The 26,914-nt window shown below is 58.4% G+C and carries 23 protein-coding genes; 5 read left to right on the top strand and 18 right to left on the bottom strand.

The window, feature by feature from the left end:
- Positions 1-14 precede the first annotated feature (14 nt).
- From IDH41_RS11980 to IDH41_RS12025, 10 genes are all read right to left on the bottom strand, one after another.
- Positions 15-917 carry a carbohydrate ABC transporter permease gene (locus tag IDH41_RS11980; RefSeq protein WP_190861280.1) on the bottom strand — a complete coding sequence of 301 codons (903 nt, stop codon included), beginning with the start codon at positions 915-917 and terminating at the stop codon, positions 15-17.
- A complete protein-coding gene (locus IDH41_RS11985; protein WP_190861282.1) occupies positions 914-3,487 on the bottom strand; it encodes a DUF5696 domain-containing protein in 2,574 nt (857 codons plus the stop codon). Before IDH41_RS11985 ends, IDH41_RS11980 begins: the two co-directional genes overlap by 4 nt.
- A 15-nt stretch (positions 3,488-3,502) precedes the next feature.
- Entirely contained in the window at positions 3,503-4,123 is a 621-nt protein-coding gene (locus IDH41_RS11990) for a Yip1 family protein (protein ID WP_190861283.1), read from the bottom strand.
- Complete coding sequence (locus IDH41_RS11995; RefSeq protein WP_190861541.1) at positions 4,104-5,567, bottom strand: NHL repeat-containing protein; 1,464 nt, start codon at positions 5,565-5,567, stop codon at positions 4,104-4,106. The genes IDH41_RS11990 and IDH41_RS11995 overlap by 20 nt, the downstream gene beginning before the upstream one ends.
- Positions 5,568-5,584: 17 nt before the next feature.
- The gene (locus IDH41_RS12000; protein WP_190861285.1) at positions 5,585-6,454 is read right to left on the bottom strand and encodes a carbohydrate ABC transporter permease; all 870 of its coding nucleotides are present in this window, start codon (positions 6,452-6,454) and stop codon (positions 5,585-5,587) included.
- Positions 6,455-6,457: 3 nt separating this feature from the next.
- The gene (locus tag IDH41_RS12005) at positions 6,458-7,339 is read right to left on the bottom strand and encodes a carbohydrate ABC transporter permease (protein WP_223829686.1); all 882 of its coding nucleotides are present in this window, start codon (positions 7,337-7,339) and stop codon (positions 6,458-6,460) included.
- A gap of 100 nt (positions 7,340-7,439) precedes the next feature.
- The gene (locus IDH41_RS12010) at positions 7,440-10,418 is read right to left on the bottom strand and encodes an extracellular solute-binding protein (RefSeq protein ID WP_223829667.1); all 2,979 of its coding nucleotides are present in this window, start codon (positions 10,416-10,418) and stop codon (positions 7,440-7,442) included.
- A gap of 122 nt (positions 10,419-10,540) precedes the next feature.
- Positions 10,541-11,905: an ABC transporter substrate-binding protein gene (locus IDH41_RS12015; RefSeq protein ID WP_190861287.1), complete on the bottom strand. Its 1,365-nt coding sequence runs from the start codon at positions 11,903-11,905 to the stop codon at positions 10,541-10,543.
- A 525-nt stretch (positions 11,906-12,430) separates the two neighbouring features.
- Positions 12,431-13,477 (bottom strand): LacI family DNA-binding transcriptional regulator, encoded by a 1,047-nt coding sequence (locus tag IDH41_RS12020; RefSeq protein ID WP_190861289.1) that lies wholly within the window; start codon positions 13,475-13,477, stop codon positions 12,431-12,433.
- Positions 13,478-13,610: 133 nt separating this feature from the next.
- Positions 13,611-15,017 (bottom strand): glycosyl hydrolase, encoded by a 1,407-nt coding sequence (locus IDH41_RS12025; protein WP_190861291.1) that lies wholly within the window; start codon positions 15,015-15,017, stop codon positions 13,611-13,613.
- A 356-nt stretch (positions 15,018-15,373) separates the two neighbouring features.
- Here IDH41_RS12025 and IDH41_RS12030 point away from each other — a divergent pair, with 356 nt between their 5' ends.
- Together IDH41_RS12030 and IDH41_RS12035 are read left to right on the top strand one after the other, a co-directional pair.
- Positions 15,374-15,706, top strand: coding sequence for an ArsR/SmtB family transcription factor (locus IDH41_RS12030; protein WP_190861292.1), 333 nt, complete (start codon positions 15,374-15,376; stop codon positions 15,704-15,706).
- A gap of 109 nt (positions 15,707-15,815) precedes the next feature.
- Complete coding sequence (locus tag IDH41_RS12035; protein WP_190861294.1) at positions 15,816-16,928, top strand: NADH:flavin oxidoreductase; 1,113 nt, start codon at positions 15,816-15,818, stop codon at positions 16,926-16,928.
- 145 nt (positions 16,929-17,073) lie between these two features.
- Here IDH41_RS12035 and IDH41_RS12040 read toward each other — a convergent pair whose 3' ends face one another.
- Together IDH41_RS12040 and IDH41_RS12045 are read right to left on the bottom strand one after the other, a co-directional pair.
- Positions 17,074-18,726, bottom strand: coding sequence for a DUF4091 domain-containing protein (locus tag IDH41_RS12040; RefSeq protein WP_190861296.1), 1,653 nt, complete (start codon positions 18,724-18,726; stop codon positions 17,074-17,076).
- A gap of 17 nt (positions 18,727-18,743) precedes the next feature.
- Positions 18,744-19,565: a helix-turn-helix transcriptional regulator gene (locus IDH41_RS12045; RefSeq protein ID WP_223829687.1), complete on the bottom strand. Its 822-nt coding sequence runs from the start codon at positions 19,563-19,565 to the stop codon at positions 18,744-18,746.
- A 534-nt stretch (positions 19,566-20,099) separates the two neighbouring features.
- On the opposite strand from IDH41_RS12045, the gene IDH41_RS12050 reads away from it, so the two are divergent.
- Positions 20,100-20,945 carry a class I SAM-dependent methyltransferase gene (locus tag IDH41_RS12050; protein ID WP_223829668.1) on the top strand — a complete coding sequence of 282 codons (846 nt, stop codon included), beginning with the start codon at positions 20,100-20,102 and terminating at the stop codon, positions 20,943-20,945.
- Between the two features lie 16 nt (positions 20,946-20,961).
- Here the strand turns inward: IDH41_RS12050 and IDH41_RS12055 are convergent, their stop codons facing one another.
- The 3 genes from IDH41_RS12055 to IDH41_RS12065 form a co-directional block, all read right to left on the bottom strand.
- Positions 20,962-21,357 carry a YciI family protein gene (locus IDH41_RS12055; protein WP_190861300.1) on the bottom strand — a complete coding sequence of 132 codons (396 nt, stop codon included), beginning with the start codon at positions 21,355-21,357 and terminating at the stop codon, positions 20,962-20,964.
- Positions 21,358-21,460: 103 nt separating this feature from the next.
- On the bottom strand, positions 21,461-22,192 hold the full coding sequence (locus IDH41_RS12060; RefSeq protein WP_190861302.1) for a class I SAM-dependent methyltransferase: 732 nt from the start codon (positions 22,190-22,192) through the stop codon (positions 21,461-21,463).
- Positions 22,193-22,207: 15 nt separating this feature from the next.
- Positions 22,208-22,639 carry an NUDIX hydrolase gene (locus tag IDH41_RS12065; protein WP_190861304.1) on the bottom strand — a complete coding sequence of 144 codons (432 nt, stop codon included), beginning with the start codon at positions 22,637-22,639 and terminating at the stop codon, positions 22,208-22,210.
- A gap of 280 nt (positions 22,640-22,919) precedes the next feature.
- Between IDH41_RS12065 and IDH41_RS12070 the strand changes: the two genes are divergently transcribed.
- Positions 22,920-23,393: an SRPBCC family protein gene (locus IDH41_RS12070; RefSeq protein ID WP_190861306.1), complete on the top strand. Its 474-nt coding sequence runs from the start codon at positions 22,920-22,922 to the stop codon at positions 23,391-23,393.
- 43 nt (positions 23,394-23,436) lie between these two features.
- Positions 23,437-23,856, top strand: a complete 420-nt coding sequence (locus IDH41_RS12075) for a VOC family protein (RefSeq protein ID WP_190861308.1) — start codon at positions 23,437-23,439, stop codon at positions 23,854-23,856.
- Between the two features lie 65 nt (positions 23,857-23,921).
- Here IDH41_RS12075 and IDH41_RS12080 read toward each other — a convergent pair whose 3' ends face one another.
- The 3 genes from IDH41_RS12080 to iolG form a co-directional block, all read right to left on the bottom strand.
- Positions 23,922-24,935 carry a LacI family DNA-binding transcriptional regulator gene (locus tag IDH41_RS12080; RefSeq protein ID WP_190861549.1) on the bottom strand — a complete coding sequence of 338 codons (1,014 nt, stop codon included), beginning with the start codon at positions 24,933-24,935 and terminating at the stop codon, positions 23,922-23,924.
- A 100-nt stretch (positions 24,936-25,035) separates the two neighbouring features.
- Entirely contained in the window at positions 25,036-25,845 is an 810-nt protein-coding gene (gene iolB, locus IDH41_RS12085; RefSeq protein WP_190861309.1) for a 5-deoxy-glucuronate isomerase, read from the bottom strand.
- Entirely contained in the window at positions 25,842-26,894 is a 1,053-nt protein-coding gene (iolG, locus tag IDH41_RS12090; RefSeq protein WP_190861310.1) for an inositol 2-dehydrogenase, read from the bottom strand. Before iolG ends, iolB begins: the two co-directional genes overlap by 4 nt.
- Between the last annotated feature and the right edge of the window lie 20 nt (positions 26,895-26,914).

Genomic DNA, 26,914 nt, shown 5'->3' on the forward strand with positions numbered 1-26,914 from the left:
TCCTCCCGAGGTCGTTAGTTGTAATAGAAGACTCGCCTGGACACCATGAATCCGATGAAGACCAGGATCAAGCCGACCACGATCGTGTACATCCAGGACATCGCCGCGCTAAGCCCGAAGTTCTGTGAGCGGAATGCCGTATCATAGATCGTCTGCGTAACCGGACTGCTCGCGAACGAGTCGATGATCGTATAAATAATGTTCGTCAGGATAAGGGGACTGACCATCGGGAACGTGATTTTCCAGAACGATTCGTAGCCCGTGGCGCCTTCCATCTTGGCCACCTCATACATCGCGGGAGGCACCGACTGCAGCGCGGCAAGAAAAATCAAGATTTGCACGCCGGAGCTGCGGATGATTTCGTAAATGCGGCTGGTGCCGTCGATGATGTAATTGATGAACCACTCCGGCAGACCGGCGCTGTCCAGCATGAACATCAGCGACATGGTATCAAAGCCGCTCTGCGCCTCGCCGAGTTCCTGCGCGACCTCCGAGCTGCCCGTCATGCTGATAAGACCCGCCGTCTCCGCCGCGGCGATGGCGCCCGACGCCAAGATGACCGGCAAGAAGAAGATGGCGCGCGCGGCGGCTCTCCCCCGGAACTTCTGGTTGAGCAGCGCCGCGGAGAACAGGCTGAAGAACAGAATCATCGGCACGTTAAGCGCCATCTCCGACACCGATTCGGTCAAAATCCGGTTGAAATTCGCGTCGACGAACAACGCTTCATGGAAGTTCTGCAGCCCGATATACTCCAGCGCATAGCCGCCGGGAGCCACGACCAGCTTGTTGAAGCTGAATTGCACCGATTGGAGCAGCGGCGTCGCGAACAGGAAAACGAACCCGATGAACCAGGGCAGGATAAAAGTTACGCCAACGAGCGATCTTCTTTGCATCAACGTCAATTTCCTCAGGTTCATTGCCCTCCGCCTCCTATCGCAAAGTCGCGGCCTTGAATCGTTACGCCGTTCACCGTCGCCGCTTCGTCGGCATAGTTGACATAGATGGATATGCCGTTATCGTATATCGTCTCCGATACGTCTTCGGAGTGGCGAATCTGCCGAACCATCCTGGCGGTCCGAACGCCAGCCAGAGCCTCGTTCGCCCGTGCGTACAGCTCGACGGCCTGGTCGTACCAGGACGTGTATTGCGTCGAGAACATGGCGTCGAACGTTGTGAACTTCAGCTTGGACGAGGACTCATGCGACCATAGAAAATGCGGCGCCATGCCCAGCTCGATCGCGCGGAGCGTATGCCCGGCCGCATCCTGATCGTTGCTCAGATTGATCGGCATGCCCGCGTAATCCGCGTAGCCGTGCAGCACCATCTGATAGAACGGCACCGTCTCGTCGGTCAAGTTAAACCCGCTGTCGTCCGTCGGGACGTTGATGAACCGGTCGGCGTAAGCCAGCGCGTACGCGTTGCCGCCCGCGATCAGCAGATCGTCCTGCGCCTCCTTGATGCGCGCCAGCTGCTCCTGCACGATCCGCTTCGCCGTGTCGCGGAAGACGACCCGCCCCGTACGGTAATCCGCATGCAGCTTGTCGCCCAGATCGCGGAGCGACAGTCCTCCCGCTTCCACGTCCAGCTTGGCGTAGCTGTCCAGGAACCGGTTCGCGTAATAAGGCAGTTTGGCCGGCGACAGCAGGAAGTAGGTGCCGAGCTCGTAATCCATCGTGTTGAACGCGCGGTTGTACGGCGTCCGTTCCGCTTCCTCGCGAGTGACGAAGCGCGCGGCGTCGGCGGACGGCGAGAATCGGCCGTCCTCGCGGAACACATGCTGGAACGCGACGTCGGGATACAGCTTGCCTCCCAGCCGCTCCAGCGTGGACGCAAGCCCGCGCAGCCCGGAAGCGCCTCCCAGCACGCCGTCGGCATGCACCCGATCCGGCGCTTCGTGATTGACGCCTTCGTTGAACCAGCCGACGTACCGCATCCCGACGTTGGTGATGCCTTCCGCGGCCAGCCGCTTGGCAATCTCGCCGGCTTCGCCGAACGTCGTCATCGAGATCAGGCCTTGATACGGAACGCCGAGGAACGACTTGCGCTTGTCGACCGCGCCGAGCATGCTGACGAAGAACGGAATCGACTCTTCTTCTTGCAGCGGCTTCAGCACGCCCCGCTCCTCCAGTATGCCGCGATAATGGGCGGCCATGCCGGCATAATCGGCCTGCTCGCCGGACAAGAAGCTGTAACGAACTTGGATATCGCCTTCGAAACGCTCTTCTGTAAGCAGCTGGATTTCCTCAACCCGGTTCCCCTTGTAGAGCTCCAGCTCATCCTCGCCGCGCAGCGCGAATCCGGCGAACACGTTATTGTAAGAATTATTGCGGCCGCTAATGTCGGCATTGACTGTCGCGATCCCATCGCCATTCTCCACGACCGCATACCATGCCGCTTGATCAGACTTCAATCCGAATACCGGCAATCGGGCGCTCTCGGCCACTTGTCCGCGTCGTCCGCTGTTGTCGTTCTCGTCCTCGCCGTATACGCGCTGAGCGTACACCTCCTGGCTGGTTTTCCCGTTATTCAGGCGAATAAGGCTGCCCGAACCGTCGGGAACGAGCATATACCCTTCTTCGCCTGTGCCGGCCGCCCCGAAAAACGATAACAAATTCAGCATCCGAATCCGGTATCCCTCGCTTTCCGCGATTTCGGCCGCAGGAACCGATACGACGAGCGACTCCCCTTGCAGCCGGATGTCCAGCGGAATGGTGAAGCTCGGCCGGTCCGCTCCGCCTCCGCCGGCGATGCCGTTCTCCTGGTTGTCGAAGGCGAGATCCTCTTCGGTATAACCCGCCGCCTGGAAAATCTCGAGCATCCGCTTCAGCACCAGCTCCCTCGCCACGGCGGTGTCCAGCCGCTCCAGCACGTCCGGATTCGCCTTCTGCGGCAAATACCGCGTGCTGACGTAACGCGCCTGCGCTTCATCCGCCTTGCTGTAAATCTTTTCTTCCATTCGCTGCTTGCTGATCAGCTTGGGCAAGGCGTCGATGCCGAGCGACATGTCGCCGAGCGTGTACGTCACCCGCAAGCCGTCCTGAATCGCTTCGGCCTTGAATTGGCCGCGGCTGACGCTCTGGCCGAAGCTCGAATACGTCTCCAGCCTGCCCGTTTCGTCGAGGAACGAGATCGCAAGCAACGAAGACAGCATCTCCTTCTCGTACGGGGAAGCCTTGGCGTCCTCGGCCCGCTCCTCCGGATTGCTCCGCCACAGCTGGCCGCTGCGCTTGTCGAGCACGGCGAATTCACTTGTCTCTTCTCTATAGAAGAGAGCCAGCTCCTCCGTTTCGGACGCCAGCTTCATGCCCGGGACTCGGCCGTCGTCCTTCAGGACAAGCTCGGAAGCCGCCGTCGCCTCGGTCTGCGGAACGTAAGCGGCCGGCCGAATGGCGGGGGCGCCGCTGCTCCGGGCGTAAATCCACGCCGCGACGCTCCCGGCGATCAAGAGGCAGGCCAGCGCCAAATACCATTTGATGGATGTTTTCAAGCGGACTGCCTCCTTTTATACCCGGAATATTAGCTCGCGGTACACGTCGTACACGAAATAATACATCTGCATGGCGATGCTGAAAATCAGCGTCCCCACGAACACGACGATGCCCATCGCGATGACCGTCAGCAGAAGGGTGACGACCGTCTTGAACGGCGTATATTGATGCACGGTCATGATGCCGACGAACAGCAGATAGAAGAACCAGATGGCGGCGATGCTGTTCGCCAGGTAATAAAAAGCCGTCTCGTCGTTCGTCATGAACCGGCTGACGAGCGTCAGGGGCAAATTGACGAGTGCCATCGGCAGCAAGGCGTAGCCTGTCGCCATGACGATCTCCTTGAACTTTCCTTCGCCTTCCATCAAGGTCGTGACCGACCAGTTCGCGATGCAGAACAACAGGAACGGAAGCACCGTATATTGCAGATCGTCCAGGCTGTTCAAGTAACGCGGATCGTTGTAGTTGACGAGAAAACCCGCGAATTGACGCTGAAGGATGACGCTTAGCACGAGCAGCGCCACGATGAGCGCCGCGATGCGCGTTCTGCCCTTGTTCTCGTATTTCATGTCCCAGAATCCGTCGAACGGATGCAGAATGACGTGGAACGGAAATTTATAATGCTCCGGCTTCACGCTTCGCCCCTCCTTTCTTCCTCCAACGCCTTGCCAGAAGGAACGCGGCAAGCGCGAACAGCGCGAGCGCGGCTCCGGACATCAACGTGCCGAAGTGCTCCTGCATGACTTCCCGGCGGTACCGCTTGTAGGCGATGGAATAATAATCGCGCTGCATGCCAAGCTTGAAGTAAGCCATCGCTTCCTTGTTTTTCTTCTCCATCAGCAGCGATTTGCCGATGCCGAGATACGCCAGATCGTAGTTGGAGTTCAGCCGCAGCACCTCTTCCCAGAGACCGACGGCTTCGGCGTCGTTGCCCTCGTAGCGAAGCTCGGTCGCGCGCCGCACCGTGCTGCCGAACAAGGTCGGCTCGAACACGACGATATTGTTCTTGCCCCGATCGAGCACGGCCAGCTTGCCGTCCACCTGCTCGACGGCAACCGGCGTGTTGAACACGCCCAGCTGCGTGCCTTTGCCGCCGAACGCGTGCAGCAGCTCGCCTTCGTCATTGTACGTGAACAGCCGTCCGCGGTACGTGTCCAGCGCCGTATACATGCCGCCTCCGAGCACCTTGATGTCGGTCAGCCGAGACGGTCCGGCGTTGTTGCCGAATATGCGGAAGCGCACGTCGCCCCGTACCGGATAGTAGCCGAACCGCTTGAGCACGTCCTGGCCTGACGGGTTCAGCCGGCGGATGGGCGTCTCCGAATTCAGATCGACGCTCGTCGCGTAGACGAAGCCCTTATGGTCGATATCGACGCTGGAAAATTCCGTCGGGATGAACAGCTGCATCCGCTGCCGCTGCGCGTCGGTCGCCAGGCTTCTCCACAGCCGGTCGGAGAACGTCTGGGTGACGCCGATCGTGCCGGCGTAGCCGATGAACTGCCCGTTCTCGTCAAATTGCATCAGCCCCTCGAAGACGCCGCGGGCGACGACGAACACCCGGCCCGCCCGGTCGACGGTCACCTTCGTGGGATTGAATTGAAAGTCGGCGGGCAGGATGTCGGATTCCGGCTTGCCGATCACGCGCTTCAGCTCCCCGTCCTCCGCCAGAACGACGATCCGGCCCCGATCCGTGTCCGCCACATAGAGGTCTCCGGCACCTGTGACGAATAACCCTCCGGGATTCCCGAACGTTTCCCGCTTGCCGTCCAGATCGAAGCCGTCGATGACGCCAAGGGCGTTCCATTCCTTGTCGGTGCGGACGATGCGTCCATTGCCGCTGTCAAGAATATAGACGCGTCCGTCCTCCGTCGCGTAAAGATCGTTCGGCCCCTTGAACGCTCCGACGCCGAGCTCCTCGCCAGTCACGGCCCGCTCGGGCAAATAAGGGGCGGGAATCGGAACCGAATCGCGGTAATAGTTGTACGTGTACGCTTCGTACGGCGCGTCGGCCGACGCCGTCCAAGGCATCGCCGTGAAGGCGAGGATCGCTGCCGTCAGTCCAATCAGCCATGTTCTCATCTGCACAAGCTCGCCTCCTATTCCTTCATGCCGGACGTGGCCATCGTCTCGATGATCCGGCTCTGCGAGAATACGAACAGCGTAATCGGCACGCTCATCAGGATCAGCGCGACCGCGGCTCCGACGCCGGCGCGCGCGATGCCGCCCTGAATGATCTGGTTGGTGGCGAAGTGCAGCGTCTTAAGCTCCTCGCTGTAAATAAAACCGTTGCCGTCCGTCCCCCACAGCAGCTGGAACAGCAGGATGATCAGCGTCATCCAGGCCGGCTTCACATTAGGCATGATGACCTGCCAGAAGATACGGTATTCGGACGCCCCGTCGATCTTCGCCGCTTCGATGAGCGCGTCGGGAATCTGCTCCATGAACTGCTTCATAAGATACAGGCCGAGCGGGAAGGCGAACGCCGGCACGATGACGGCCCAATACGAATCGACGAAGCCGATCCAGGACATGATCATGTAGTTCGGAATCGCCGTGACCTGCGGAGCGAACATGAGCGCCAGGACGACCGTCGTGAACAGCAGCGTTTTGCCCGGAAATTGATGTTTGGCCAGCGGATAAGCCGCCGCGGAAGCGAGCAGCACATGGCCGACGACGCCCATGCCGGTGATGAAGACCGTGTTGAAAATATACCTCGAGAACGGCACCCACGATTGGCCCAGCAGCGTCATGAGGTCGACGAAGTTGGTCAAGGTGGGGTTGCGGACGAACAATGTCGGCGGGAACAAGAAAATTTCGTCGAGCGGCTTGAACGCCGCGTTAATCGCGTAGACGAGCGGCAGGGCCATAAACGCGCCGACGACGCCCAAGAACAGAAACATGGCGAGGTTGCCCATGAACGAGCGGTTCATTCTTTTTTTGCGCAGGCGCAGCGCCAGATTCACCATCGTTTATTCCCCCACCTTTCGGAGAAGTCGCTGCACGATCAGGTTCGTCCCGACCATGAGCGCGAACAGGACCGTCGCGATCGCCGACGCGAAGCCCATCTCGAACCGGATCGTGCCGAAGTCCATGAGATGCGTCACGATCGTCTCCGCCGCGTAGTTGACGCTCGGGAAGCCCGCCAGGTAGATCGAGACGTCCGCCACCGCGAACGAGGTCGTGAGCTGGATGACCGCACCGAACATTAATTGCGGCTTCATCGACGGCAGCGTGATGTACCACAGCTCCTGCCACCTGTTCTTGATGCCGTCGACCGCGCCCGCTTCGTACAGCGTCTTGTCGACCGTCTGCAAGCCGGCGATGAATGCCAGGAATCCGGTGCCGAGACTGAGCCACAGCTGGACGAGGATGATGATGGCCAGAATGTAGATTTCCGTCTTCAGCCACTGGACCGGCTCCAGGATGAAACCCCACCGGATGAGAAAGCCGTTGGCGATGCCGTACCGGTCGCCCGAGAAGATCATCTGCCAGATGAAATAAACGTTGCCCGATATCGACGGCGCGTAGAAGACCAGCGTCATGAACGCGCGGACCTTCGGCCGCATGTCGTTGATGATCCAGGCGAACACGAAACACGCGATATAGCTGAGCGGCCCCGTAATGGCGGCGAACAGCAGCGTGTTTTTGATCGCGATCAGGAAGATATCGTCCTCGAGAAACAGCCGCGAATAATTTTGCCACCCGATGAATCTCGGAAATTCGAGCATGTTGAAATAGGTGAAGCTGATCAAGAGCGACATGGCCACCGGCAGCACGGTGAACAAGCCGAACAGGAGCATGTAGGGAGCGAGCAGCACGTAAGAGTGTTTGTTCGCCTTGATTTCTTGCAGCTTGACGGCCCACCTGGACGGGGGACGCGTCGCGGGCGGCGCGCCGGCAGGAGCCGGCTTCCCTTCCTTCAATATGACTTCAGACACGTGAATCCCCCTCTCATTCGTCCAGGCCGAACTCTCTTCGTTTGTTGCGGATCTCTTCGTGCATGAATTGCGCGTACTCCACGATCGTCTCTCGAGGCTCGGCCTTCTCGCCTTTGATCGTAATGCCCATCGCCTTCTGGTCGGCGCTGCCCACCACGACGCTGTAGAATGCGTTGAGCAGATGACGTCCCGTAAAATAGCCGCCCGGCACTTCCGGAATACCGCGCACGGATTCGAACTGCGCCTTGAGCTGCTCGTAATCGTCGACCGGCCACGGCAAGCGGTCCAGCGCGTTGATGTTGGCCGTCGGATAACGGGCGGCCGCGCCCATCAGGCTTTCCATCTCGCGTCCGAACATCGTCTGCACCTCGTCGCTGGTCCACCACTTCATGAACGCCCACGCGGCGTCCTTGTCTTCCGCGTCGTCCAGCATGATCGTCGCGCTGCCGCCGCTCGGGACGTCCCGGCGGATCGTCCCGTCCGGCTGCGGCGTGCCCGGAATCGGCGCGAAGCCCCACAAACCGCGAATTTCCGGCGCGAACACGGTAAGCTGGTTGTATGTGGTATAGTCGGCGATGCCGATCGGCATCTGTCCCGTCCGGAACCGGTTCGGGAAGTCGAACTCCCGCTCCAGCTTGTAGTCGGTATAGAACTCCGTCCACGTCTTGAACGTTTCGATCCCGACGCGCGAATCCAGATCGGATTCCTTGCCCCCGTTCCGGTAGAACTCGCCGCCGTTCTGCATGAGCAGCGCGGCGAACAGCGAGTTCGGCGGTATGTTCTCGCCGGGATATTGCGGCTGCAGCACGAGCGGCAGCCCGAACTCCATATGATGCTTGTTCAGCACCGCGAACAGCTCCGCTACGTCATCCCATGTCTGAGGAACATCCAGCCCCAGCTCGCTGAGCACATCCTTGCGATAAAACAACATATTGAACGTCTGCGTCTCGGGCAGCGCGAATACGCCTTCTTCGTAGCTGTACGGAACCATGGCGCTCGGGCGGAACCGTTCAACGACTTCCTCGAAGTCGGGAAATCCGCTCAGGTCGGCCGCCGCGCCCCTCATCGCGTAGTTGACGGGAATGTCGTTGCCGATCTGCATCGCCACGTCCGGTCCTTGTCCCGCGAGTGTCGCCGGCAGCAGCGTGTGCATCTGCACCAGCTTCAGGTTGACGTTGATGCCCGTCTCCGGCGTGAACGTCTCGTCGATCATCGCCTTAAGCGTATTGGCCTGGTCGCGTCCGCTGCCGATCCACACCGTCACCGACTTGGCGTCTTTGTCCTCCGCAACGTTGCCGATCTGGTTGTAGTCGATGACGAAGGAATTCACGAACGTCGTCGCCTCGTGCTTCAGCTGGCTGAAGAACCCCGCGCCCGTCTTCGGCAGCTTCTTGCCCGGCGACGCGACGTACAACTCGTCGATCTCGAGCGGCATCTCGCGCGTGCGCAGCAGCCAGGTGCCGAGCCCGCCGGTATTGCTCTTGTAAGACCCGAGACGCCTTGGAATCGTGTACGGCTCGTCGATCATCTCGTCCAACTGCGTGGACATCGTCTTCAGCAGCGCTTCCGCGTCGCCGGTCCCTCCCGACAGCCGGTGAAGCTCCATGCTGATCCGCTTCAGCCTTTCGCTCTCTTCTTCGAACGTCTCAAGCAAATTCGGAATTTGCTGCTCCACGCGGTAATCGCGCAGCTGATCCGGGGCTGCGCCGGTAATCATCAATATTTTGCGGTACATGGCGTTGAGGTTGAACAGGCTTTCCTCTACCTCCCGAATGAGAGGCGCGAATTCGCCAAGCGTATTCTCCAGGCGCAGCGTGTGCTCGCCTTTCTCCAAGTAGTAGAGATAAGGCTCGTCGCCGCCCATGACGTCGAGCCGGTACCCGCTCTTGTAACGGAACGGAACCAGCTCCATCTCTTGGAACGGAATCTCGCCGTCGATCAGCAGGCGGCGCGTGGAATAGATGCCGCGCACGAAATTTTGCTGCGATTTGAACGCGACTTTGTAGAGGCCCGTCTCCGGCACGTCGACCTTCCATTCGATCCATTGCCCGGGCACGCGCCAATTATAGCCGCCGATCGTGTTCACACGTGTCTTGGACGAGCTGTAGGGCTCGACCGCCGGAGACGACCGTTCGGTCTGCGGATAGAGCGTCGGCGATGATTTCGCCGTCGCGTCCTCCCCTTGAACCGTGAGCAGAACCCCTTCCGTCTCGGCGGCGCCGTCGTTCCGGTAGCCCGCCAGCGCTTCCTCATATGCAGGGGCCGACTCATGCCGGAACAGCTTCAGCTGTTTCACGACCATCGGCTCGCGCTGCGACACGAACGAGAGGGTATGCTTGCCTTCCGTGAGGTAGAATTGGAACGGCTCGGCGTAATAACCCTCCACGTCCTTGAGCATGGCTTCCCGCCATTCCGGCCGCTCGACCTGCCTCGGCCGCAGATCGTTGCCCCTGTTGTCGCGTTCCGCTTCCTCCAGCTCGTTGCCCCAGATTCGGTCGAACTGCAAATAAGCCGCTTCCTCGAAAGGAAGCTCGCCGTCGATCAGCAGCGCGCGCTCGATGCCGGAGCTTTTCCCTTCAATGGGGTAATACAGGATGGACATATGGTAAAGTCCCGCTTCCGGAACTTGAATTTCCCAATCGACCCGGCCTTGCTCGCCCGTATGCAGCGCTGCGCCCTCCATGTCTTCGAACCCGGTTACCGGTTTGAAATCCGAGCCTTGGACGGCGGCATATCCGGCGGCTTCCACCACGATCTCGCGATCCGGCGTCGAGGCGTCCTTGTACCGTTCCATGTAGCTGGCGTAATCGGCGCCCTGCATGACGGCGTCAACGAGCCGTGCTTGTTCGTCGCCGTCCGATTGGCCGGCCGACAGATCGGCCCGTGCTTCCCCTTCGGCTGACGTCAAGGAGACGGGGCCCGGCGCGCCGGCGACAAGCGTCAGGCAGAGCGCTGCGAGCAGCGATATTTTCACCCGCTGTTTCGTTTGCAACTGTCAGCCCTCCTTATTGAAATGACTTCCATGGCTGGCTTCGCGAGATCCCAATCGTTAGAAGAGGTGCGCCGGCTGCGGCACACCTCCCCTTCCAGCATCCCGAGGCGCTGACGCCTCGATTATTGACTTAGCTTGGCAAGCGCGTCCGCGCCTTGCTGCTTGAATTTCTCGATGGTGGCCGTCACCGACTGGCTGTTGACGATGATGTCGTCCAAGATGCCGTAGAACGGATAATCCGGCACGCCTTCTTCGATCGAGATCATGCCCGTGCCATTGATATGCTCCAGCGCCATCTGGATGTCGGCTTCGGACTTATAGCGGGCTTCCAGCCAATCCTGGCCAAGGTATTCCTCCGTCGGCGGCACGTTGCGCATCTCTTCGAAGATGTGGTAGACGATCTGCGGATCCTTGACGCCCTTCGGAATGAACCAGCCATTCAGCGCCGCGTTGGCATAGGTGTGCTCGCCGTCGCTCTGAGGTCCCTTCGGAATCGGCACGACGCCGGCTTCGAACGTCAGATCGGCGATGTTCCAGTCGTATTGGATCGACATGGCCACGTCGCCGTCCTTGAACGTGTTCGTCTCGTTCCAATCCATCTTGTTGCCCGTCTTCACCTTCATCACGTTCTCCACGTTGACGACGCGGTTCACGAACTCCAGCGTCTCGATCATTCTCGGATCGCCCGCTTGATCCGCCAGCGACGACTCGTTGACGAACGTTACGCCGTTCGAGGCGCCGAAGTGGCGCGCCATATCCGCCGGCCATCCCGAGAAGCCGAAGGAGTCGATCTTGCCGTCATTGTCGGTATCGCGGGTGGCTTCCTTCGCCATCTCCAGAAATTTGTCCCACGTCCATTGTCCGTTCGCGTACAACGTCTGAGGATCCTCGAGGCCGAGACGCTTGAACAGGTCGCGGTTGTAGTGCAGGCCGACCACCGAAACGAACGGCGGGCTGAATGCGTATTCGTCGCCGCCGAGCGCCGGCAGCTTCGTCACGAGCTTCTGCTCGTTGTTGATGTCGTTGCCCGGCGTCGTAAATTCGCTAAGCGGGAGCACCAGTCCCGACTTGACGGGCACGATGGCGCGCTTGAATTCCATGATGGCGACATCCGCGAACGGCTCGCCCGCCAGCACGGTCGTCGTGAATTTATCCATGTACTCTTCGAAAGGAATATTGATGAATTCGAATTTGAAGTTGTACGCCTTCTCGAGCTCGGCCATCTTCTCGAGGCGGGCGATCTCGTTCGCCGTCTCACCCTTCGGCTTGTCGTCCCACCACGCCGCGATGCGGATCGTGCGCCCGCCGAGGTCGGTCGGCTCCGGCGTCGCATCCGGCGCTTGGCTCGGCTCCGCGGTCGCTTCCGGCGAAGGCGCGTTTGTGGCCGTGCCGCTATTCCCCCCGTTTCCTCCACTGCCGCCGCTGCACGCCGTGACCACCATCATGCAGGCAAGCAACATCGATGTAAGCACTTTCATTTTTTTCATTGTCATTCCTCCCCTAATCGGATTACTAGAGATTTAGACAAGTCGATCTAAGCTGATGGCGAAGCAAGTTAAAGCCAGAGAGATGAACCCGGATGTGAATCAAGACGTGAAGCGTCATTCGAAGATAGCGGTGAAGCGCGATTTGAAGCGAGCGGCGAAGCGAAATGGTCGTGCGTAAGTATGACCTGCGACGAAACGCAAATCCAATTAGAAACCGCTTACAATCCCCCTTAAAAAAATTTGAAAACGGATCCTTATGAAGCTTCTAGGCAATCGGCCCTGTTATCCGGCTGCACTAACATCATAACACCGTGCCAAACGAATATCAATACATTATCGCAACAAAATTAGATTATGTTTTTTATTATCGTTATCTTGTTTTTATATCAACCTAACAAAATGCGACAAGTTGCGTAGGTTTCTCCTGCAATTGCTGACATTTCTAGCGGATCGCGACATGCGAAAAAAACGCGCCTTGCGTTCGAGGCGCGTCGTCAGGTTCCTATTCGTTATCCATTCGGACGATTAATCGTCCAGCTGCATGGCGTATTGCTCCCTGACGAGCAGCTCGCCGGCAATCAGCTTGCGCTCGGGGGCGGTATCCGGGTTCATAATGCGCCAGATCATCTGGTCGACGGCCCTAATGCCCAGCAGTTCCATGTTGACATTGACGGTCGCCAGAATGGGATGCGTGTCATTTGTGTTGTCGAATCCCGTTACGCCACAATCCCGCGGCACTTGGATGCCCCGCTTCTGCAGCTCTTCGACCATGAAAGCGGCACTGGAATCGTGGGCGCAGACGAACACCTCCGGCAGCTCGTCCAGCGACAGCTTGGGCATCATCATGTAGATATCTACCGCTTCCGGCCCGATGAGCAGCGGATCCTGCTTGAGCTCGATATCATGCTCTTCCAGCGTCGTCTTGAAGGCGATCCAGCGTTCATAATAGCTTGGCGCATCCTTGATGCTGCCCACGAACTGATACTTGCGGTAACCTTTGCTGATCAGCTTGGTCATAAGCTTCCTCATGCCGCCGAAATTATCCGTAAAAACGGTGTCGCACTGAAACGCCGGATCCGCATGATCTACCATCGTGACGGGAATGTTCAGCCGCCCGATATCCAGCAAAATTTGCGTGGAGATGGAACCGATGGAGATAATGCCCCGGATGGCATCAGGATTCAGCAAACTGAACATGTTGTCGGTCGAAGGCTCGGTAAGCGTGACGATATCCAGCGTCTCCTGATTCAATCGATTCATAATGCCGTCGAACACGGGTCCCCAATAGACATTGTCCCGATTCTGATGTCGGATATTGGGGAACAAGATGACAATCGAGCCTGACAGTCCGCTCTGCTGGGCCGGTCTCAGCTGAATGCCCGATTTGAAAGTTGATTTGACAGGTTCGTTATTGCCGCCGCCGGAGAAATATCCGAGCTGCCCGGCCGCCTTCAATATCGTCTCCTTTGTTTGCGGGCTTACGCCCGGCTTGGAGCTTAAAGCGCGGGACACCGCGAATTTGGATACCCCGACCATATCCGCGATTTCTTGCATCGTCACTTTTTTCCTCATTCGCCTCATCCGTTCGTTATCGTCGTTTTTTTGGGCTGCAACCATTGGCGATTTCGTTCTTTTGTTATGATACTATAGGCCTGCGCGATTTGGAATACTGCGTCAGGACGGCGCCGTTTCCTTGCGGATTCCGTCAAAACTCCGGAAGCTCATCCAGCGTGATGACGTAGTCATGCGCCAAGACCTTCCGAATATGCTCCGGGCTGTTCTGCTTGCCGTCATGAATGAATTCGCCGGTCCACGTACAATACCAGCTCCAGTGCGCTTCGTACTGCTCGAGAAGCTCGGGATCCGGAATCGGACCGTTCTCCGTGAGGGCTACCAGCTTCTTGCCGCCCGTCAGGGCCAGCAGGCTTTCGTAAGCGCGGCTAACCGGGCTGTAATCGCCCGGCTGCGGGTACGAATCGACGCTCACGATGTCGACGACGTCGTCCCCGGGATACCAGGCAGGCGATTCCGAATTCCATATCCAGATCAAATTATCGATCCCATGATGGCGGGTAAGCCGGTCGTACATCAAGCGCCACAGCTGCTTTGCAGCCTCCGGGCCGTGCGCCCCCCACCAGAACCAGCCGCCCTCCGCCTCGTGAAGCGGCCGCCAGAGCACGGGAATTCTTGCTTCTTCAAGACGTTGCAGCTGAACGGCAATCGCGTCGATATCGCCGACAAGCCGCTTATAGCTCTCGGAATCCGGGTTCGCGAGCGCCGCCGGCAGATCATACGTCGTACCTTCCTTGTAGAAGCCCTTCCACCACGGCTGCTCCTCCGTATTGACGAGATCGGCCGGCGCATTCCAGTGCCAGGCGAGCGTTGCGATCCCTCCAAGCTCATGCCATTGCAGCATGTTCTCGATCTCCTTGGAGCCGGAGCCGAATTGCTGTCTCGTCGGCGAATATTCGATTAGATCGAAACCCGCAATAGCCGGCAGTTTGCCATAGTCCCCATTCAGCTGCAAGGCGTCCTGAAGCGTCTGCTGGCCGGACAGGATGCGCTTCCCGTACTGATCGATCAAATAATTGTGCAACGCCTTCGCTTCGGGCGAGGCGTCGGGATTGCTCAGCGTTCGCTCGACCGCGTGCTTGGAACGAGGCCCTGCCTTGGCGATCGCGACATAATCGATCTCGTACCATCCCCAATAGGAATGGAGCTTCAGCTCGTTCGAGCCTTCCTCCAAATCGATCTTGCCCGCCCCTGTCTCGCCGAAAACCGCGGCTTGCGCCAGCTTCAGATCGCCGAACGGCTTGCCGTTAAGCGATAAGCGGGCCGCCTTCTCCCCGTCCGGGCTGCGATAGCCGACCTTCAGCTCGTAGAGTCCTTGGGCCGGAACGTCGAGCCGCACGACCAGCTCATCGGCGTCTTGATCGAAGCCCGTCACGTATCCTTCGCCGGAGTACCCTTCCGCGGCCGAATCGGCATGAACGCCCGTTAACCCGCCGTTCTCGGCTTCGAACCTCCGGAACCGCTCCTCCGTTCCCGCGACGCATGCCGTTAATCCGCTTACGGCCATCATAACAACTGCCGCGCCTATTCTGGTCTTCATGCCAAGGTATACAGCCCCCTTCTTCGGATTCATGTTTAACTGGCGAATAGTTGCTTTACATCGAAAAACAAACTATTACCTTGTTAGTTATTTTGTTATGTTTAACATAACTCTAAATAAAATTGATTCATTCGTCAATAGCGCTGACGTAAATCGGTAACCATTCATTATCCGATAGCATGTAACCCAGACTGCCGGCGGCAATGTTATTTTGGCAGCGCATACATTTCGCTCTAGCAGGGACACGTCTTTATCATGTACTCCGACGGAAAAGCGGGCCGCCTGATTAAACCATTTTCTTATTCGCATCGCTTTTTGGTATACTGGATACATACTAACCAAGAGTGGGTGGAACGATGAATAACGAAAACATGCTCGCGGTGCTGAAGGCGCTGTCCAACGAAACCCGCCTCAACATTCTGTGCTGGCTGCAGGAGCCGGAGCTGCTGAACGACGATTCGCCGAACGTCATTCGCGAACAATTTCCGGGCGGCGTGTGCGTCGGGACGATTCAGGAGAAATCCGGCCTGGCGCAATCGGTCATCTCCTCCTACCTGTCCTCCATGCAGAAGGCCGGGCTGCTCGAGTCGCGCCGCTTTGGCCAGTGGACCTACTACAGGCGCAACGAAGAAGCGATCGCCGACTTTTTGGAGAACTTCGCGGCCGGTCTGCAGGCCAAAAAAAAGTAGCCGCGGATGTCTTTACGAAAAAAATGGGTTGCATCCGAATTCGTTAATCTATATATTTAGATGTACGGATGAATCACAGATTCAAGTTCATACAAGAGGAGAGATACAAATGACAATATCCAATACCGCTGCGGCGTTATTCAAACCATTCGAAGGAGGCCGCCTGAAGCTTGACAATCGCATCGTGATGGCGCCGATGACCCGTTCCTTCTCGCCGGGAGGCGTGCCCGGACCCGAAGTGGCCGGCTATTACCGGCGTAGAGCGGAGAACGGCGTCGGCCTTATCATCACGGAGGGTACGGTCATTAACCATCCGGCGTCGGCAGCCGACCGGGACGTCCCGCATTTTTACGGAGAAGAAGCGCTCGAAGGCTGGGCGCGCGTCGTCCGCGAAGTGCACGAAGCAGGCGGCAAAATCGCACCGCAAATCTGGCATACCGGAACCGCCCGCAACAGGGACAAATTCCCCGATTCGAACGCCGATCCGATCGGGCCGTCGGGCCTCGGCCTGACAGGCGAGCGGGTATCGGAGCCGCTAACGGCCGAAGAAATTCGCGGGCTCGTGCAGGCTTACGCTCAAGCTGCCGCCGACGCGAAGCGCCTCGGCTTCGACGCGGTGGAGATCCACGGAGCGCACGGCTACCTCATCGACCAATTTTTCTGGGACGTCACGAACAAGCGCACGGATGCGTATGGCGGCGACCTTGTGGGGCGCACCCGATTCGCGGTAGAGGTTATCGAGGCGGTGCGCGCCGCGGTCGGCCCCGACTTCCCGGTCATCTTCCGCTACTCCCAGTGGAAGCCGGTCAATTACGGCGCCAAGCTGGCCGCGACTCCGGAGGAGCTGGAGCGCTTCCTTGCCCCGCTGTCCGCGGCGGGCGTCGATATTTTCCACGCGTCCACGCGCCGCTTCTGGGAGCCGGAGTTCGAAGGCTCGGACCTCAATCTGGCCGGCTGGACGCGCAAGCTGACCGGCAAGCCGGCGATTACCGTCGGCTCCGTCGGCCTGGATTCCGAGTTCACCAGCTTGTTCGAGACGGGCAAAGGCGGTCAGCCCGCAAGCATGGATCATTTGATCGACCGCCTGGAGCGCGGCGAGTTCGACCTCGTCGCCGTCGGCCGCGCGCTGCTGACCGATCCGGCCTGGGCGGCCAAGATCCGCGAGGAGCGCACCGAAGAGCTGCGGCCGTTCACGAGAGAGGCGCTTGCCACGCTGAGCTGACCGGGCGTCGAGACCGGCCAACGCGAGGCGTTGACCTTGGAACGGCTCGCTTCCCGCAAGCTTGCCCGCAATAGCTCGAAATCAAACGGCGACGTTAAGGAGATGATCCTTGCGTCGCCGTTTCTCGATTCGCGAACGAATTCGCTTATTTCGCCGTCTCGGCGATCTTCGCATTCACTCGCTGCCTGGTTTGACGTATCCATTCCGCATTTCTCGGGTATTCGTCGAACGTAAGCGGAGCATTCAATCCCTCTTCGATGAGAGCGAGAACTTCCGCCCGGCCAATCCGTTTCTCAAGCAGCCGAAGCGCCCGCAAATCCTGCAGCGTGTCATGGAATACCCTTAGCCGCAGCGATTCGATCGGCTCCCCTTGCTCGCCGGGATAGACCACGAAGCCGTCTCCCGACGGGAACCATCGATTCGAATCCGTGCTTTGAAACGGATTCAAGCTTTTTCTGGACAGTCCGCTGTACCAGAAATTGTAGCCCCAGTGCAAAAATCCGCTAATATTGTATTTATACAACTGATAGCCTAAAATTCGATTGCGGTAAGACGGCATGGCGATAAAACGATTGGCAACCTTCTTGTATTGACTGACGCAGTAGTAAGTCCATAAGTCCCTCCCTCCGCCCTCCAAAAAGGCATCGATATGATTGCTGGCGGGAATCGGCCGTTTGACCAGTCCGTATTTATAAAAATCGTAATCCGATAACGCGTCGATGACGGGAAATCCTTCGACATGCTGACCGAGCATCTCGCTGGCCTGACGATAGGCCTCCATATGATTCAGCGACGGCTCGTCCGACACATGGAAATAAACCTTATCCTCCAATCCCTTTTCCCGCAAGTATGCAACCAGCTCCGGCAGGAAAGCAGACAGAAAAGCGCGATATTCCGCGCCGAATGCATCGGTCTCCCACCCGAATATCCGGCCTGGCTTCCCGTTCTCGGTTGCCACGATCTTCGGCGCGTGCTTCGCTCCCCACTGCGTGAACAAATGGGAGATTTCGAAATATCGAATTCCTTTGCTTTGACACAGCTCGATCCAGCGATTCAGACGCGAAAATCCGAAACGGTACTGCCCGTCTTCTTTAACGACGTCGACAAGCTGGACGGTCGGCCGTTCTTTGCCAACCTCCGTATCTAGCGGCGGAGTAAATACGGGCGTCAGTATCATGTTCATGCCGCCCCTGGCCGCCGTCTCGACGAAGCGGCCGATGATTTCCCAGTGCTCCTCGCTGAAAACCTCCGTTCCGTAGTGAGTCGAGAGGCAATCGGAGTGGAACCAGTTGGTATAGATCAGCTCCTGCTCGGGCAGCTTCGCATTGATGAGTTCTAGGTTGAAGGTCTGACCGGCGAGCCTTTCGCCGGCTTCGGATGTAAATACAAGCTCGATCGGGTAACGCCCCGCCGCCGCTTGTCCGGCAGGATCGACCGTAATCCAGATCGATCTCCATTGCCCCGGGACGGCGATCACCCCTTCGATCGGATCGATAGGAAGAAGCGGATCGGGATACAAGCCCGGCTCCGCGCTAAGGATATCGTCGTCATGATCCGGTTGAATCGGGTATTCCGAGGGCACGAGGCCAACGGAATACAATCGGATATACGGCGCTAATACGGAATGAACGGCAACTTGAACGCGATGCAATAACCGATCGCCGCTATATGCCACCTGGTACGAATAAACCTCGTTCAACAGAGCGGAGCCTTCCGCTGCCGGCTTCATCTCCGAATTTGGATTGGGAAATACTTTATCGAGCGCATGCAAACAGATTATATCCAACCGATCGCTCATCTTCTGTCGTCTCCTCCTCAATTTCTAATGAATGGAGCGATGGACGCCAAAGCACGGATGCCTTCTTTATCAATCGCTTTCTTGGCGCACTCGTCAATCGCGTCCTCGCTCATAAACGGAGCAACCGCTGTCAGTGCCGCTATTCCTTCTTTATCGATTATTTTCGTGGCACACTCGTCTACGGCATCCTTGCTCATAAATGGGGCGATCGCGGCTAGAGCGGCCATCCCTTCTTTTTCAATTGTTTTTTTGGCGCATTCGTCGACCGCGTCCTCGCTCATAAACGGAGCGACCGCCGTCAGTGCCGCTATACCTTCTTGTTCGATCGTTTTCCTGGCGCATTCGTCAATCGCGTCCTCGCTCATAAATGGGGCGATTGCCGCCAGGGCGGCCATGCCTGTACCTTCTTCTTCAAACGCCTGCTTTGCCAATCGGTCTACGATCTCCCCGCTGACAAACGGAGCGACGGACAGGAGATCGCTTATCTCGATTTTTGCCTTCACATGCTCGACAAAATCGTTAACTTGCTCTGTTCTGAGTAAAGGCGCGATTTCCGAAATCTCTTCGAAAGACACCTCATGCTGCTGCAAATAATCCTTCGGTTCGTGATCCAGCATGTTTTTAAGCAGCTGCGTCCCCTTGCCTTCGTCGAGAATTTCATCGATGCTGACGTCGAAAACTTCCGCAATCAGAGGAAGCTTGGAAATATCGGGCATCGTTTCTCCTCGCTCCCAATTGCTCACCGCCTGATAACTGATACCAAGCCGGTCGGCCAGGCCCATTTGGGTAATGCCGGATTCTTTCCTTAACTTCGCAATATTTCTGCCTACTTTCGCCATATCGAACACGATCCTCACCTCTTCGTCCGTGATATTGCCAGTGTATCCGTCACCCGCTATTTTGTATATCAAGCTATACTTGAGTTGTAAGCACTGCCTAGTATGCTTGCGTTACAAGCGTTGCTTGATGTCGCTTCCGACTTGCTATTTACTTCGGCACAGACGCTTGAAATCCCCCTTGTTGGCATACGGGTACAAAACAAACCCGTCATGGGTACAATAAACGGATACGCAGACCGTCAGGAGAGGTGAACCCGCATTAACAACAAAAACGACAGCGGCGAGAAGGCGCTCGCCGACCTGCTCAAGAAGCAGCTCGGAATCGTGAATCCTTCTCCCGATCAGTTAAAGCAAGCGTTGAAGGAGCTTGCTTCCCGCAAGGTCATCTCCAAATTTTCCATAAAAAACGACAAGGAATAGCTCTTGCCGCTTCTGTCGCGTATTGTGGGCCGGCGTACGAAGCGCTCTTTCACCGAGGTAAAAAACAATTTAGCCCGACTATTCTCTTATCGACCGGAAGGATGAGATGCTAATATGTTCGTAGGGCTGCATACTTCGTTGAAAGAGGGGATCACGGTGACCGATTACCGGGAAATCAACCGATTGAACTGGAACGACCGGACGGCGGTACACGCCAAATCGGCTTTTTATAATGTAGAGGCTTTTGTAGCTGGAGAAGGTTCGCTTCCGGAGCTGGATTTGACGGAGCTTGGCTCCGTAGCGGGACGCTCGATGCTGCATTTGCAATGCCATTTCGGCATGGACACGCTGTCCTGGGCCAGAATGGGCGCCCGCGTGACGGGCGTCGATATTTCCGATGAAGCGATTGCGCTGGCCGAATCGCTCAACGAACGGCTGGGGCTGGACGCAAGGTTTCTTCGCTCGGACCTCTACGACGCCGCCGAAGCGCTGCAAGGCGAGCAGTTCGACATCGTCTATACTTCCTACGGCGTGCTGTGCTGGCTGCCGGACTTGACCCGCTGGGCGGAATTGATCGGCGCGTCCCTTAAGCCGGGCGGGACCTTCTACATGGCCGAGCTCCATCCGCATGCTTTTATTTATGAAGCGGCGGATGGCGGTCTTCATATTCAATATCCCTACTTCGACAACGAGGCGAAGCGCTATGAATCCGCAACCACCTATACCGGCGATGAAGACAAGCTGAACCATCCCGTTACCTATCAATGGCAGCATACGCTGGGCGACATCGTCAGCGCGCTGGCCGGGGCGGGCTTGACGCTCGAGTTTGTGCACGAATTTCCTTACACGGTATATGAGATGTTTCCCGGTCTCATGCTTCGGGACGAGAAGGGAAGATGGCGCTTGAAGCAGAACGGCAATATGCCGCTACTCTTCTCCGTCAAAGCAACGAAGCGCTAAGAGAAGGCGGCCGGCGTTACCGGCTGCCTTCCATCTTCTCTTCCAAATCCGCAAAGTAACGGATCGGCCGAATCTCGACGCGCCAGCCGAGCTGCTCGCCGGCTTCCGCTTGCACGGCCGGATGCAGCGATGCCACCCGAATCGCCTCCTCCTTGGGACGCGCTTCGATAATGAACGCGCTGCCGATCATTTCCTTCGATTCGCTGTAAGGGCCGTCCAAAACCGTCACTTTTCCCCTCGAACGACGCAAATGTTTGGTCTCCTTGTCGAGCCCGGCATCGAGCAGCACTTGACCGCTTTCGTAAAATGCCTTGAGCGGCCCCTCGCATTCGCGCATAATGGCTTCCATCTCCTCCTTGGGACGCGCATCCATTTTGTCCGGATGGAAATAACCGATACAGAGGAACTTCACTGGCTTATTCTCCTTTACTGGCGGAATAGATTTTTGCCTTCATGAAGTCGACGAACGGCAAGGGGCGGAATCGACGTTCCTGGCGATCCTTTTTTTCGGCGCCTTAATTCGGCTTTCGGGCTTTCACGATAAGAAAATGGGGATTCGTCGCAAGCCGCTCGTACCAGCGCTCATACCAGTCGGCGGCTTCGGGCTTGTCCTTCCACTCTTCGGCCGGCTGCGGCTCGACGAGCCGGTCGATGACGAATCGCTCCGACGCCGCGTTGATGATTTCCTGGAGAGGCCTCCTGTAGAAGGTGACTTCGACCGGGCCGGACTCCTTCTTGTTCCATACTTCCGACAGCAATTCGCGCGCGAAGTAATCCGGCCTGTCGAACAGCTTGAAGTCCATGAACGGATGATGGACGGAGAAGAGCAAATTCCCGCCCGGCTTCATGACCCTTTCGAACTCCCGGAACGTTGGCGCCCAATCCTCGATGTAGTGCAGCGTCAAAGAGCTTGAGACGAGGTCGAACGATTCGTTATCGAACGGAAGTGGCTCCGTCAAATCGCAGACGCGTACATCCGCAAGGCCGCCAACCCGCTTTCTGCACGCTTCCGCCATGTTCGGGCTGACGTCGATGGCCGTCGCTTGCGCGCCGCGGCCAATGAATTGCTCGGTATACCACCCCGCCGCGCACCCGGCATCGAGAACCGCGAGCCCGCCCATGTCGCCCGGCATCAGCTTCATCATGGCCGGCCGCTCGTAGTAGGCGTTATGCCCGCTCGCCGCATCGACGCTTCGTTCATAGGCGACGGCCAGCTTATCGTACGCCTCGCGAATCTTTTCTTTCATGTCTTCGCAGCCTCCTTATTCGATCCACTGCCTCGGTCCTATCGTATGGAAGGGCGGCCGCCCTTCAAGCTTCAGGGCGTCCTGAATTCGGTTGTAGGTAAAGTCGCTCATCGGTGTTGGCAAATCGTCGATCGAAAAATAGCCGCATTCCAAAATTTCAGGCGAGCTCGGAATAGGAACTTGATCATTTGCGTTGCTGGAGAGGAATACAAAATGGTGCATATCGTAATGAGGGTCGTAATAGATGCCCGTTAATGGCCCAACCTCGACCTCTAGCCCCGTTTCCTCCTGCACCTCTCTTCGTGCCGTTTCCTGCGCGGATTCGTCCGCTTCCGATTTGCCGCCCGGAAGATCCCAGTTCAATTTGCCGTAGCTGTGCTTGACCAACAATACGCGGCCATCCGAATCCAAAATAATGGCTGCCGCACCCATTAGCTTATTCGACATAGTCACACTCCCTTATTCGGTATTGGAAAACAATAACCTAACGCCAAAAAGCGGAAATAGGTTTCAGGTACATGTCGTTCAAGCTGAATCCGCATATGAACACGGATGCTGTGCGCCATTACCGGACTTGCCCCTCCCATATCCCCCATAGTAGAGTACATTCCACTTTCTGTAAATCGGCTGTTTAAACAAAATTCAAAACATTCCTTGACAGGAATATTCTCTATAGAGTATATTGTTAACAGAGAGCAGTAGCCAAGCGAATGGGAGGATAAACCGAATGCATCCAGACAACACGATGACGGCGGTGGTGGACCGCGAGTTAATCGTCAGCCGCACGTTTCATGCGCCGCGCGAGCTCGTCTTCGACACATGGACGAACCCCGGCCATCTGCCGAAGTGGTGGGGGCCAAACGGGTTCACGATCACCGTGCGGGCAATCGACGTCCGGCCGGGAGGCGTATGGCGCTACGTCATGCACGGACCCGACGGAACCGATTACGACAACAAAATTTCGTATCACGAGGTTGTCCGTCCCGAACGATTGGTCTATTCCCATGGCGATGGCGAAGACGACGAGCACTTCCGGGTTACCGTCACGTTCGCCGAGCAAGGGAACGGGACGACGCTCACAATGCGCTCGCTCTTCAAATCGGCCGAGGAGCTGGAGACGGCCGTGAATCGGTACGGAGCGATCGAGGGCGCGAAACAAACGTTTGACCGCTTTGCCGAACAGTTGGCGACGCTGGCCTAATAACATTCCAACCAAAAAAAATCGAATGGAGAGGTGTATCACAATGGCAATCCAAGCGAAACAAATTTATGTTAATCTTCCGGTAAAGGACCTGCAGGAATCGATCGATTTTTTCACCAAAATCGGGTTTGCCTTTAATCCGCAATTCACCGATCAGAACGCGACCTGCATGGTCATCGGCGAAAATATTTTCGCCATGCTGCTCGTCGAGCCGTTCTTCCAGACGTTCACGAGCAAGGAGATCGTCAATGCCCGCACGCATACGGAAGTTATCCTCGCCATCTCCGCGGACAGCAGGGAACAGGTCGACGAAATCGTGAATAACGCGCTGGCCGCCGGCGGACAGCCGTCCAAAGAGAAGCAGGACCACGGCTTCATGTATGGCTGGAGCTTCCAGGACATTAACGGCCATCTGTGGGAAGTGACGTATATGGACGAGAGCGCCTTCGAGCAAGGCGAATAAGTGAGACGCTGAACGCAAAAAAAGAACGTTCCCGTACCGCTCTGACGAGCGATGCGGGGACGTTCTTATTCATTGTGCGGGGCGAGCGCCGTCGACGCCCGCACGACCAGCTCCGTCCGCAAGGTGACGCGGCGCCTGGCCGGTGCGGCGCCCTGCCCAAATTGCTCCAGCAGCAGGTCGACGGCGGCGGCGCCGATCCGCTCCATCGGCTGCGCGACCGAGGTGAGCGGCGGATCGGTGACCGAGGCGAGCACCGTGTTGTCGAAGCTGACGACCGACAGCTCGCCGGGCACCTTGATGCCCGCCTCCTTGGCCGCCTGCAGCGCGCCGACGGCGAGCAGGTCGTTGCAGCAGAAAATCGCGGTCGGCCGGTCGCTGCCTTCGAGCATCACAGCCGCCTCCCGCTTCGCATGCTCGATCCGGTGCTTGCATGGCCGCACATGGCGCTCCGGCAGCGGAACGCCTTCTTCCTCGAGCTTCTGCCTGAAACCGTGAAGCCGGTCCCGGCTGCTGCTGACCGCCATGCCCTCGGACAGGACGGCCATGCGGCGGTGGCCCAGCAGCAGCAAATGCTCCGCCGCGCTCCGGCCGCCCTGCCGGTCGTCCGCCACCACCGCGTGGACGGGTACGGCCGGCAGCTCGCGGCCGATGGCCACGACCGGCATGGCCCCCCGCAGCTCGCGCAGCGTATCCGCGTTCCCCATGCCCGTGCCGATCATGATGCCGTCGACGCGCTTCTGCTTAAGCACCGACAAATATTGCTCGATCCGCTCGTCCTTGTTGTCCGTGCTGCAAATGATGACGCTGTAGCCGAGCTGATGCCCCCGGTCCTCGACCGCCCGCGCCACTTCCCCGAAGAACGGATTCGCGATGTCCGGAATGAGCAAGCCCAGCGTATACGTATGCTTGCCGGTCAAGGCCGACGCGATCACGCTCGGCTGGTATTGGAGCCGCTCCATGATGGCGAAGATTTCGCGCCTTCGCTCCTCGCTTATTTTCCCTTTGGAGTTGATGACCTTGGATACGGTCGCGATCGATACGCCCGCCTCGCGGGCTACGTCGTAAATAGTCGCTTTCATGCGCATTCCTCGCTCGCTCATGTCGTCCTACTCCCTATTATGCTCGGAGAAAGGCGCAATTGGCAATAATAACCTGATGCCGAGCGGCTTCCGCCTCCGCCTATTTCTTCAGCATCCACTCGTGATCCGGATCGTTATGGAACCGCCATGTGCGGATTGGTCCGGCCATCACGTTCAAATAATACACCTCGTACCCGGCGGGAGCCGCTACCGGATGGTAGCCCTTCGGCACGAGCACCGCCTGTCCGTCCGCCACCGCGAGCGTCTCGTCGAGCGAGCGGTCGTCGGTGTAGACGCGTTGGATCGCGAAGCCCTGCGAGGGCTCCACGCGATAATAATACGTTTCCTCCAGCAGCGATTCGTCCGGCAGCGCGTCGCGGTCGTGCTTGTGCGGCGGGTAGCTGGACCAGTTGCCCTCCGGCGTGAACACCTCCACGACGAGCAGGCTGTCCGCCGGCTCCCCCTCCGGCAAAATATTGTGCACGAGCCGCTCATTGCTGCCGCTGCCTCGCTTCTCCGCGCCCACCTGCTCCGGCGCGATCAAGCGGGCTTCATGGCCGCCCCGCCCCGGCGCCGTGCAGACGGCCACCTCGACGTCCGTCAGGGCGGTCAGCTCGTAGCGGTCTCCGCTCGGCACGTAGACCGAATACGGCGGCATCTTCTCGAATACGCTCATCCGACCGCCGATATCGGTCCACTCGGCCGCGGCCGTCGATACGTTCGCCCTTCCGCTCAGCAGCACGAGGCACGCTTCCCGCTCGCCCGTCTCCCTGCGGACGCGCTGCCCGGCTTCGAGCTTCAGCGCTTCGAAGCCGACGTACTGCCACCCCGCCGACTCCGGCGTAATGCGAAGCACGCTGCCTTCCGCGTCGGGGCGCGCCGATGCCGGCACAATCAATGGCGACGTCATTGAATCCCCTCCTTCGCGAGCGTCTGCTTCGCAAGGCCGCAAGCCTCGGCCAGCTTCACCGGCCTGCCGAGCCGCAGCGAGCATTTGGCCGCAAGCGCCATCAGCTCGGCCTGATACCCGTCCTGCCCGCTGACCGGCACGTCCGTGCCGCATGCGATGCTGGCGACGAATTGCGCCGTTTCCAGCACATACGCCTCGTTGTACCGCTCCAGGAAGAAGTGCAGCGGCTTGTCGCGGAGAACGCCGTCCGCCGTATGAATCTCCGCCGTGTTCGGATAGTCGTTCGCGGCCGTAGCGCTGCCGCCGGAGCCGAATACCTCGACGCGCTGATCGTAGCCGTACACCGCTTGACGGCTGTTATCGATGACGCCGAGCGCTCCGTTTGCGAACTTGATCGTCACGATAGCGGTATCGATGTCGTCGCACTCCGCGAACGACGGGTCCACGAGCACGCTGCCGTACGCGTGCACCTCCACCGCCTCGCTGCCGGACAGGAAGCGCGCCATATCGAAATCATGGATCGTCATGTCCATGAAGATGCCGCCCGACGAGCGGACGTACGCCATGCTTGGCGGCTCCGGATCGCGGGACGTGATTTTCACGAGATGAGGCTGGCCGACCTGCCCGGAGCGCGCCACCTCCCTTACCCGACGGAAATTATGGTCGAAACGCCGGTTGAAGCCGACCTGCAGCTTGACCCCGGCCGCCTCCGCCGCCTCGATCGCTTCCTTCGTCTGCTCGATGTCCATGCTGATCGGCTTCTCGCAGAAGATGTGCTTGCCCGCCGCCGCGGCCTGCTTGATGAGCGGGACATGCGTGTCCGTCGGCGAGCAAATGAATACCGCCGTTATCGACGGATCGTTCATCACGTCTCCGCTATCGCGCGTCACGCGGCCGATTCCTCTTGCCGCCGCCCATTCGCGCAGCTTGTCGTCCGCGAAGGGATCGCTGATCGCGGCCACTTCCGCGTCCGGCCGCCGCAGCATATTTTCCGCGTGGATCCTCCCGATCCGCCCGGCCCCGATAATGCCGATTCTGACTTTGTCCATAGCGTCATGCTCCTTCTGCT

Source organism: Paenibacillus arenilitoris (assembly GCF_014705655.1).
In the GTDB taxonomy this organism is placed as follows: domain Bacteria; phylum Bacillota; class Bacilli; order Paenibacillales; family Paenibacillaceae; genus Pristimantibacillus; species Pristimantibacillus arenilitoris.